The organism is Wolbachia endosymbiont of Protocalliphora sialia (assembly GCF_053891855.1).
Genome location: NZ_JAIUJX010000014.1, coordinates 9,812 through 20,378, shown reverse-complemented (window position 1 = coordinate 20,378; position 10,567 = coordinate 9,812). Strand labels below are relative to the sequence as shown.

General features: G+C 34.6%; 8 protein-coding genes. 3 read left to right on the top strand and 5 right to left on the bottom strand.

What is annotated here, in order from left to right; genetic code table 11:
* Window positions 1–12: 12 nt before the first annotated feature.
* Window positions 13–1,212, bottom strand: a complete 1,200-nt coding sequence (locus LB100_RS05125) for an ankyrin repeat domain-containing protein (RefSeq protein ID WP_456201631.1) — start codon at window positions 1,210–1,212, stop codon at window positions 13–15.
* A gap of 113 nt (window positions 1,213–1,325) precedes the next feature.
* Between LB100_RS05125 and mutS the strand changes: the two genes are divergently transcribed.
* Window positions 1,326–3,836, top strand: a complete 2,511-nt coding sequence (mutS, locus tag LB100_RS05120) for a DNA mismatch repair protein MutS (RefSeq protein WP_456201630.1) — start codon at window positions 1,326–1,328, stop codon at window positions 3,834–3,836.
* Between the two features lie 61 nt (window positions 3,837–3,897).
* On the opposite strand, the gene LB100_RS05115 is transcribed toward mutS, so the two are convergent.
* A complete protein-coding gene (locus tag LB100_RS05115) occupies window positions 3,898–4,206 on the bottom strand; it encodes a hypothetical protein (RefSeq protein WP_456201629.1) in 309 nt (102 codons plus the stop codon).
* Window positions 4,206–5,273 (bottom strand): ankyrin repeat domain-containing protein, encoded by a 1,068-nt coding sequence (locus tag LB100_RS05110; protein ID WP_456201628.1) that lies wholly within the window; start codon window positions 5,271–5,273, stop codon window positions 4,206–4,208. The genes LB100_RS05115 and LB100_RS05110 overlap by 1 nt, the downstream gene beginning before the upstream one ends.
* 131 nt (window positions 5,274–5,404) lie before the next feature.
* On the opposite strand from LB100_RS05110, the gene aspS reads away from it, so the two are divergent.
* Window positions 5,405–7,207 carry an aspartate--tRNA ligase gene (gene aspS / locus LB100_RS05105; protein WP_456201627.1) on the top strand — a complete coding sequence of 601 codons (1,803 nt, stop codon included), beginning with the start codon at window positions 5,405–5,407 and terminating at the stop codon, window positions 7,205–7,207.
* Window positions 7,208–7,305: 98 nt separating this feature from the next.
* On the opposite strand, the gene LB100_RS05100 is transcribed toward aspS, so the two are convergent.
* Window positions 7,306–7,938 carry a glycoside hydrolase family 25 protein gene (locus LB100_RS05100; RefSeq protein ID WP_456201626.1) on the bottom strand — a complete coding sequence of 211 codons (633 nt, stop codon included), beginning with the start codon at window positions 7,936–7,938 and terminating at the stop codon, window positions 7,306–7,308.
* Between the two features lie 177 nt (window positions 7,939–8,115).
* Here LB100_RS05100 and LB100_RS05095 point away from each other — a divergent pair, with 177 nt between their 5' ends.
* Window positions 8,116–9,378, top strand: a complete 1,263-nt coding sequence (locus LB100_RS05095) for an MFS transporter (RefSeq protein WP_456201625.1) — start codon at window positions 8,116–8,118, stop codon at window positions 9,376–9,378.
* A gap of 7 nt (window positions 9,379–9,385) precedes the next feature.
* Here the strand turns inward: LB100_RS05095 and LB100_RS05090 are convergent, their stop codons facing one another.
* Entirely contained in the window at window positions 9,386–10,309 is a 924-nt protein-coding gene (locus LB100_RS05090) for an RluA family pseudouridine synthase (protein ID WP_456201624.1), read from the bottom strand.
* Window positions 10,310–10,567: the final 258 nt, after the last annotated feature.

Here is a 10,567-nt window from a genome sequence, read left to right as displayed (position 1 = left end):
TTTTTTTTTGGTCTAGTTTATGGGGTGCATTATACATTCCATACTTGATAGAATATGCAGTATTGTCAGTTTAGATTCTCCTCTTTTAAGGTTGAGAATGGTTTTTAGATCTTGATTACTTTTATGATCTAGTAAAAATTTTTTAATTTTTTCAACATCGTTCTTATAATCCTTATAAGTAACATGTGGAAAGTCTTTAAAAGTACTTAAGAATTTTTTATTCAACTCCTTCTGACTCTCTGTTAAGTTGGACATGTCAACAAGCCACGTAGATATCAGCTTGCCAAATGCACTTCTTTCGACAACATCCGTTAAGGAGCAGTCATTGCGAAGTAGCAACGAGTATTTAATCAATTCATATTCATCATCTTCTTGTTGCTGTGTTTCTTCTGCTTTCTTAGAGTGCTTAAAATCATTTTTTATTAATTCAATCAAAAGCTTTAATGTGTTAAAACTTTTATGTCCCAATAAAGGATCTGCCTTGTTTTCAAGTAGAATTCTTGCTACTTCTGAATAGCCATTTCTAATAGCCCAGCATAACGGAGTACGCCCGTATTTATCCGCTATGTCAACATCAGCTTCCTTTTCTATGAGTTTTTTTACTATTTCCGTTTTGCAATTTTCAGCAGAAACAGCATGATGTAATATAGTACTCCCAGCGCAACCTACTGAATTAACATTAGCCCCCTTGTTTAATAGTAGTTCTACTATTTCTTCATGTCCATTGAGAGCAGCATAATGCAAAGGAGTATACCCATTTTGATCTACTGCATCAATATTAGCCCCTTTGTCTAACAAGAGTTCTACTATCTCTTTATGTCCATTGTGAGCAGCACAATGCAAAGGGGTGTACTCCTCTTTATCTGCTACTACAACACTAGCCTTGTGTGCTATGAGAATCTCTACCACTCCTATACTGCCACTTGCAGCAGCAAAGTGTAAAGGAGTCCATCCATCTTGATCTGCTGTATTAACATTACCCCCTTTTTTTATTAAAAGCTCTGCTATCTTTACAAGATCATTTCTAGCAGCTATATGTAACAATGTACTTTGATCATCGAATGTATAATTTATGTTAAATCCATTATCTTGCCACTTTTTATACGTGTCTGGGTCTTCTTTTTCCAATTCCTCTTTTACTCTTTCGATTATATTATTCTCATTTAAATCACTTATTGTCCTTAATATTTTTAATAACTGTTCATGTTCCATAGTTCTACCTCAAAACTATTTGTTTTGTACTATAGCTAAAAAAAATTATTGATCCATAATAAAATAACCAATGCCAGAGTAAGTGGTTTGCTGCTAACATATTTAAAAATATTATGAACTTAATAAGAGAAAAAAATACCCCTGTGATGGAACAATATTTGAACCTGAAAGCTCAATACAAGGATCATCTGTTATTTTATAGGCTAGGAGATTTTTATGAGTTGTTTTTCGATGATGCTATTAAAGCTGCGAAATTGCTGAATATAGTGCTAACCAAGAGGGGCAATTCAAATGGGCAAGAAATACCAATGTGTGGAGTGCCAGCACACAGTAGCGAATCTTACCTACACAAGCTAATAGATTTAGGATTCAAAGTAGCAATCTCTGACCAATTAGAAACTGCTGATGAAGCAAAAAAGAGGGGCTATAAATCCATAGTAAAGCGTGATGTAGTGCGAGTTGTAACTCCAGGTACAATTATAGAAGATTCACTACTGGAGGATAAAAGCAATAATTATCTCGCATCCATAGTTGAACAAAATGACGAATATGCTATTAGTTGGCTTGAATTATCGACGGGAAAATTTTTTCACACTTTAACGAGTTTGAAAGCTCTAGATAGTGATTTATTGCGTATATCACCAAGAGAATTATTAATTTCTGAAAAATTCACTGAGGATGAAAAAATTAGATCGATTTTAAAAAATTATAAAATATCAATTACGCAACACGCACAGAGCTTTTTTGAGTATAGTAAATCTCACAGAACATTATGCGAGTTTTATAAAATCAGGGAACTTGGGAGTATAGGAAATTTCAGCAAAGTAGAAATCATGGCGTGTGGTGCACTGCTTGAATATGTCAGAGTAACGCAAAGGGGCTCCATTCCAAGGCTTGAATTCCCAAAAACCTATAAGCAACAAAATTTCATGCTTATTGATGCTTCAGCAAGGAGAAACCTTGAGTTGTTTTCAACTCAATTTGGTGAAAAGAAAGGTTCACTAATTTCAGTTATTGATCATACAGTTACAGCTTCTGGTGGACGCCTGCTCAAACAAATGCTCGCTTCACCCCTTGCTTGCTCTAAGGCAATTAATTTGAGGCTCAGCACCGCTCAATTTTTTGTAAATAATCATGATTCACGCAGAAAAATACGAGAGATATTATCTAACATTCCGGATATTGAAAGGTCTTTATCGCGCTTAATACTAGGGCGTGGTTCACCAAAGGATATGAACCTATTGAAAATAGGCCTAGGAAAGACTTTAGAATTGTCTGAGTTTCTGTCTACCTTGCATAATTATTGTTTAAGTGAAAAATCAGAAATTAACTCTCAGATGTCATTCCAGTGCTTGACCAGAGAAAAGGAATCAGTGTCTACTACTCAGGTGATAAGTAGTGACGAAAGTGAACTAAGCACAATACATAAAAGCCTTGGCAATCATAAAGACCTATTTGAACTGTTAAATAGTGCTATACTTGATAATAACCTCAGTTCCATGAAAGAAGGAGGATTTATTCACTCAAAATACAACTCAGAATTATCTGAGTTATCCTACATATTAAATAATAGTAATAAACTAATAACCAAACTCCGTGAATCTTATCGCGACCTAACTGGTATTGCCGCACTTAAAATATTACATAACAACATACTCGGTTATTACGTTGAAGTGTCGGCAAATCACAAAATAACTTCGGATATATTTATTCATAGACAAAGCTTAGCAAATAGCATGCGCTACACTACTAATGAGTTGAAAGAACTAGAAAATAAAATTCTTACGGCACGTGATGCTGCAATCGGCTTAGAAATGAAAATTTTTAGTGAACTGTGTAGTGAAGTCGCTAAAGAATCTGAAAAAATTGCTCTTGCTGCAAATGCTTTGGCAAAACTTGATATTAGAACCGCGTTTGCAGAGCTTGCAGTGCAAAATAATTACGTAAAACCCATCATTGATGACAGCAAAGAGTTCAATATCTGTAGCGGAAGACATCCAGTGGTTGAAGTTAACGATAAATTCATTGCAAATAGCATCAATTTAGCTGGTATACATCTAATTACTGGTCCTAATATGGCTGGAAAAAGCACTTTCTTGAGGCAAAACGCTCTCATTGCAGTTTTAGCTCATATGGGGTCATTTGTGCCAGCAGAGAGTGCGCATATTGGAGTGATTGACAAGATATTCAGCAGGGTTGGCGCAACGGATAATATAACAGCTGGTTATTCTACCTTCATGGTAGAGATGATCGAAACAGCAACGATAGTAAATCAGGCAACAGATCGTTCCTTGGTGATACTTGATGAAATTGGTAGGGGCACAGGGGTATATGATGGATTATCTATTGCACAGGCGGTGATTGAACACATTCACAACATAAATAAGTGCCGCGCCATTTTTGCAACTCATTATCATGAATTGACTAAAGTAGGTGAATACTTAGAAAATGTGAAATGTTTTTGTATGAAAATAAAAGAATGGAAAGGAGAAGTCATCTTTTTACATGAAGTAATTGAGGGCGTTGCAGATGAGTCATATGGAATACATGTAGCAAAACTTGCTGGTTTTCCTGATTCTGTTTTAAACAGAGCAAGAGAAGTATTTGAGGAGCTAAAGGCTTGAGGAAAGTAACATTATATTACTCCACAATTATGGAGTTTTAGCAATCTATGGCGCTTTAATTTTAGTCAGCTTTCTGAGTAGCTGAATTAACGTAGCATTGATCTATTGCCACATTGGTCAAGATTCCAATTCCACCACCTACAACTGCACCTACAGCTCCTAATGCTAGTTGAGTACCAATTCCAGCAGAAGACCCAATGATTAATGGAGCAAGAAAATATAATGCTAAAGCGCAAGTTATTGTAGCTACACTTATAACAGCCAGCTTTCTCGGACAAAAATTTTCTGGTGCCTCAGCACTAGATATGAATGATGATTTTACTAGATTTTTTCTACTTTCATGATCTAAAAAGCCACTCACTGTTCTCATTATAGGACGGGTAGAGCGTCACCAGTTAAGTAAATTCTATCTCCCACTATATCATGAAGCTCTTTAACTTGAGCTTTATATTCATCCCAATAGTTTGATAACTCTTGTTGGTCATTGAGAAGATCTGGTTTATTTGAAGTTGTTAACCAGTGTGAGTCATGTTCCAAAATATATCGAATTGTAGCTTTCCCTATATCTATATGCCCTTCAGTAATTGCATACTTTAAAACACCTTCTGCTTTTTCCCTTCCAACATTAAGATCAGCACCAGCTTTTATTAATAATTCTACTATCTCTGGAGTGTCAAAAAATATAGCAGTATCTAGAGGAGTTTTTTCATTACAATCTTTGATATTTGAGTTTGCTTTTTTTTCTATTAAATAACTTATAAATCCTAAAGCTCTATTAGCTTTTTCAGGATTTAGGTCTTTATTATTTCTGTATACTCTAATTGCAAAGTGCAATGCAGTTTGACCCTTCAGCGCATTAGCGTCTATGCCTGGTCTCCAATAGCCATCCTGTTCTTGATTTACTATGTTTACATCCGCACCGTTTTCTATTAAAGCCTTAGCTCCTTCGAAATTGCCTTTTGCAGTTTGCAGATAAAGTAAGTAACGACCAAGATGATCAGTTGCATTAGGATTTGCACCTTGTTCAATCAAATACCTTGCAATTTTATCATTAAATTTGTGATCATAAGTTGCAGATTCTAGTGGCTCAGGATTTTGCGATAACTCATTTTTAGCTATTGATTTATTCATCTGACAGATTGATTTGACTAACTCTAAATCTTTTTTCATAACTGCCTTTCCGACTGCAGTGACGAATTTTACACCTTGCTCTATTAGATATTTAGCCATTTTACTATCAATAGCATAACCTAATAAATTTGTACCATTTTGGGAATTAATCTCAGCAACAACATCTTTAATAATAGAGCTGTTTTTCTCAAAAATTGATTTTACTTTTTCTAAATCATTTTTGGTAACAGTATCAACAAGATCTTTTATTACAGCATTCACCCTCTCTTTTTTAGCTAAAATTTCTTTTAATTCTTCAGGGTTCATAAATACACCTCAACACACATAATAAAAAAGTATATCTAAATCAGAATTGCTTGTAAAGGATCTTTAGATATTATCTTGCCCAAAGGTTAATTTATTTTATAATCTTTTTGTATTCTAGAAATTTCAATTAAATGAACTGTTATAAAACTCACGAGTGTAATGAATTAAGGAAGAATGATGTAGAAAAGGAAGTTATTCTCTCTGGTTGGCTGTATCGCAAACGTGACCATGGTAACCTAATCTTTGTTGATTTAAGAGATTTTCATGGGATTACTCAGTTGGTATTCAATAACGATAAAGATTTTTTTGATGAAATTTCGAATTTAAAATCAGAAAGTGTGATTACTGTCACAGGAATAGTCAAAGCTAGAACTGAAGATACGGTAAATAGCTCTATTTCCACAGGAGAAATTGAAGTTATAGTTAGTAATTTACAAGTTGAATCTGAAGTTGAGTTCCACTGTGATGAAGAAATAGCAAAAGAAGAAAGGAGTATATTAGCAAGTATCGCCGGTGAGCAAGAATACCCAGAAAACATGAGATTTAAATATCGTTTTCTTGATTTAAGACGTGAAAAGGTTCGTAATAACATTATTCTACGTTCACAGATCATTTCAGAGCTCAGGAGGCTCATGATAGAGCAAGGATTCTTAGATATTCAAACTCCCATACTTACTGCCTCTTCTCCTGAAGGAGCACGTGATTATTTAGTGCCAAGCAGACTAAATCCTGGTAAATTCTATGCATTACCACAAGCTCCACAGATTTTTAAGCAGTTGCTTATGGTTTCAGGGTTTGATAAATATTTTCAAATTGCACCTTGTTTTCGTGATGAGGACGCAAGGGCTGACCGTTCTCCTGGGGAGTTTTATCAGCTAGATCTTGAAATGTCTTTTGTAACTCAAGAAGATATATTTCAGGTTATTGAATCTACCTTATATAAAGTGTTTGCCAAATTTTCTCGCAAATCAGTTGATAAAGATTTTCCACGTATTACATACAAAGACGCAATGCTCAAATACGGTTCTGATAAACCAGATCTGCGCAATCCACTATTGATCAGCGATGTAACAGAAATTTTCCGTAATTCAGAGTTCAATATTTTCAAAAGCAATATTGAGCGAGGTATGGTAGTCAGAGCCATTCCTGCTCCCAAAACAGCGGAGGAACCACGCAGCTTTTTTGATAAAAAAATAGAACATGCGCAAAAAGAATTAGGTGCTAAAGGTCTTGGGTATATAACATTTGATAAGGACGGCATTGCAAAAGGACCAATTGCTAAATTTCTTGATGACAATAGGTTAAATTCTATAAAAGAAATAACAAATGTAAAGCCTGGAGATAGTGTATTTTTTGCTTCTGATAAGGAAAATGAAGCAGCAATAATTGCAGGGAAAGTTCGCTCTCTCTTAGGATCACAACTAGGTCTTATAGATGACAATATCTTTAAGTTTTGCTGGGTCATCGATTTTCCATATTTTGTATATGATGATAAAAGCAAAAAAATAGATTTCTTTCATAACCCATTTTCCATGCCACATGGTGGCTTGAAAGATTTAGAAGAAAAGAATCCACTGGATATCCTTGCTTATCAATATGATCTCGTTTGCAATGGAATAGAGCTTTCAAGTGGGGCGATTCGTAATAACAAACTAGATATTATGTACAGAGCTTTTGCCATTGCAGGCTACAGTAAAGAGGAAGTTGATACAAAATTTGGCGCGCTTGTGCGTGCATTCAGGTTTGGAGCGCCACCTCATGGTGGAATAGCGCCAGGGGTTGATAGAATGGTTATGCTACTTGCAGATGAGCCGAATATTCGTGAAGTAATCTGTTTTCCTATGAATCAGCAAGGAGAAGATGTTCTAATGGGCGCTCCTTCTAAAGTAGATAATAAGCATTTACGTGAGTTGTCTTTAAAGGTTGTTGAATAAAGTTGTATATAACTTGAGTTTAGGTGGGGAAAAAACAAGAATATTGAATTCTGTTAAAGTAGTGCTAGGCCCTAGCACTACTTTATAGTTTTAGGATATCAAAACGTTTGGTCTAGCGGGACTTGGCCCTCTGTTCCGTCTACTTCTCCTTGAGAGGTGTAATTCCAATAAGTATAGTTTTTACCCGCATCCTTCCAATCTTTAGGTAATTCAGGCTCCGATCTTCCTCTCCAATCAGCAACCCATAATGGGTAGTGAGAAAAATTATGTTCTTCTTGTGTATAGTAATCATTCCACGTTTTTGGTGAAGCATATACAATTGGACTGTATCCTTTTTCATTCAATTGAGTCAATAAAGAATGAAGTTTTTCGGCTCTCTGTGTGTTAGTGTGTTTTGTAGGATCATCACATTTTGTTGTTCTTCCTTCGCAAATACCAGTTGTAGCACTAACAGCTAACTTATTTGTACCTGGCTCAAAATTAGCTTTTTTAAGTTCGTTAACTATGTTATTCAACTGACCTTCAGGTGTTGAGGTCATCCTAAATACGTGATATGCCCCAGCTTGCACACTATTATCTTTCATACTTTGAAAATTTTGTTCAAATTTAGTGTCTTGAAAAGTTTCTCCCTCAGTTGCTTTGGCAAATGCAAACCTTACCTTATCCTTTGCAACTTTCGACCAATCAATCTCTCCATTCCAATGAGATACGTCTATACCTTTTTCACTCATACTAACCTCATAATTACAATAAATGTTGAATATAAAATATAATAGTGAAAATTTAATGAATATCTTTTGAGCATATTGTAAACAATTTTATACTAAAACAGTTACAAAGTTCTAAACTACAATCTATAGACAAAAATACTTGTTATTAGTAAGTTAAATTATAGTGAGTTAAAAATCATGAACAATATTCAAAAAGCAATACTATCAAGCATAATCTGCAATATGATTATATGGTATGAAGTAACTCTGTTTGGAGTTTTAGCGCATATAATAAGCAACGTTTTTTTTCCTTCAGAAAGTGATTATTTAAGCACAATCAAATTTCTTGGCAGTTTTGCAATTGGATTTGGATTTAGACCACTTGGTGCATTTATTTTTGGTTACATTGGAGATAAATACGGCAGAAGGAAAATTTTGCTGACTTCCGTAATATTAGCTTCGATATCATCTACTGCAATTGCGATTATACCAAGCTTTAAAGAAATAGGAATATTTTCTCCTATGCTGCTTCTGCTTTGTAGAATAACACAAGGAATGGCAGCAGGTGGAGAAACAAGTATCAATTCAGCTTTTTTAATAGAGCATTCAAGCGATAAAAAAAATCTAGGCTTTTTAGGTAGCATGAAAGCTTTTAGTGGTGCTCTTGGTTCTATTACATGCTTTGTAATGATAGCTGTTTGCAAAGAGTTTACAGGTGAAAATTATGAAATTTGGGGCTGGAGGTTGCTCTTCTATTTCTGCTCTGTTATGGGTGTAATAGGCTTTTTAATAAGGTACATAATGGAAGAGAGTCTAGCATATAAAATTCATGATCAAAATAGAAGCTTATCTGATTCTCCATTTTTAGAATTAATCAGGGACTATAAAAAGGCATTTGTGATAGCAATTGGACTTGGCATTGCTCAAAACGCAATTGTTTATTCAGTAATCATGTTTTACAACATATCTGTAAAAGAGCTTATTCTTTCAGATATTGATATTAAAAATGTAGTAAGGATTATGGTTGAAATTACATTTGGGACGTCTGCAGTGCTGTTTGCAATACTGTCTGATAAAGTTGGAAGAAAAAACGTGATCATTCATACGTTATTAGCTTTAGCTTGTGTCAGTTTGCCGGTACTTTCGCTATTATCAAATGATAACCACTATATTGTCACGCTCTCTTTTCTGTTGATAAGTGTGCCGATAGGTGCATCTTTTGGAATATATAATTCTCTTGCCTGCGAGTTATTTCCAACAAAAGTTAGGTGCACCGGCTTTAGCCTCGCACATAACATATCTGCAGGTATTTTTGGCGGCCTTTCTCCATCGGTATGCATGTGGCTTATAGAAAAAACCGAAACAAAACTTGCTGCAGGGATTTACCTTACTGTTTGTGCATTGATTAGCCTAATATCTGTACTTCAAATTAAAGCCAAAGACAAAAAAATTGATTGGTGAAATCGCTTTAGTCAAAAGATAGCGCTTCAATAGATTTTTCGATATGTTTAGGGACAGGAGCAGTAATAGTGACTTCTTTATTATTTGGCAATTTTAAAGACAAAGAATATGAATGTAGGTGAATCTGATTTGCTACTCCATCAATAAAAGCTTTTTTACCGCCATATTTACCGTCACCAAGAATAGGACAATTTATATGAGCTAAATGTGCACGTAATTGATGAGTTCTGCCAGTAATTGGTTGTAATTTTAAATAAGCAACATTATGTTTTAACCTTGCTATAATTGAAAAATGCGTAGTGGCATTTTGAGGTGAATCTTCATCAACGACTACTTTTTCTTGCCCTGAAATATATTTTTTCACCAACGGATAGTCTATTGTTCCATTATCTTTGCTCGGTATACCAAAAGTTAATGCTAGGTAAGTTTTTTTTATCCTCCGTCCTTTAAATTCTTCCATAAGGTATTTGGCAACGCTGGCATTGCGTGCGAATATTATTACTCCGCTTGTATCCCTATCCAGCCTGTGAACAATTTTAAATATTTCTCTCTCTCTTATTTGGTCAAGTAAATCACTAATGCTAATCTTTACCTTTACACCGCCTTGAACGATTACCCCCGCGGATTTATTTATAGCTAATATGTACTCATCTTCATATAATATGTTCTCTCTCAGCAAATTTACTAGCTTTTCATTATATTTACGTTCAGAGTTAGTATTTTCAATATAATCTAAGTATCTTATTGTTATAGTTTGTCCAGAATTCACTTTATCGCTAGATTTTGCCTTGCAATTATCGACTTTGATTAATCCTTTCCTTAAAGATTTTTCGATTGTAGATTGCTTTAGATTGGGAAAAATTCTTCTAATGTACCTATCAAGCCTAACATTATTATCTTCTACTAATATGGTTTTGATACCTTCTGACATCTTACCTACAGAAATCTTATAATGAAAGTAGCGTACACTGAAATCTAATAGCACACAATCTTACCTAATGTACTTTCAGTGTCTGTTACCTCTACATCTATCATTCGAGCGTAATTGTTTAAAACGAACTTGAAGGAATTTCTATAATAGCCGAATACTTTCCTATAATCGAGGAAGATATTAATGATATTTCTTTCATCTTAGAGAGGTAAGTACTAGGGCCTAACTTCGTATACTCAATGTTGTTAGCTAAAGGTG

Coding starts and splice junctions, on each gene's coding strand:
- LB100_RS05095 (WP_456201625.1), top strand. CDS start 8,116: ATGAACAATATTCAAAAAGCAATACTATCAAGCATAATCTGCAATATG.
- LB100_RS05125 (WP_456201631.1), bottom strand. CDS start 1,212: ATGGAACATGAACAGTTATTAAAAATATTAAGGACAATAAGTGATTTA.
- LB100_RS05110 (WP_456201628.1), bottom strand. CDS start 5,273: ATGAACCCTGAAGAATTAAAAGAAATTTTAGCTAAAAAAGAGAGGGTG.
- LB100_RS05100 (WP_456201626.1), bottom strand. CDS start 7,938: ATGAGTGAAAAAGGTATAGACGTATCTCATTGGAATGGAGAGATTGAT.
- LB100_RS05090 (WP_456201624.1), bottom strand. CDS start 10,309: ATGTCAGAAGGTATCAAAACCATATTAGTAGAAGATAATAATGTTAGG.
- aspS (WP_456201627.1), top strand. CDS start 5,405: ATGAACTGTTATAAAACTCACGAGTGTAATGAATTAAGGAAGAATGAT.
- mutS (WP_456201630.1), top strand. CDS start 1,326: ATGAACTTAATAAGAGAAAAAAATACCCCTGTGATGGAACAATATTTG.
- LB100_RS05115 (WP_456201629.1), bottom strand. CDS start 4,206: ATGAGAACAGTGAGTGGCTTTTTAGATCATGAAAGTAGAAAAAATCTA.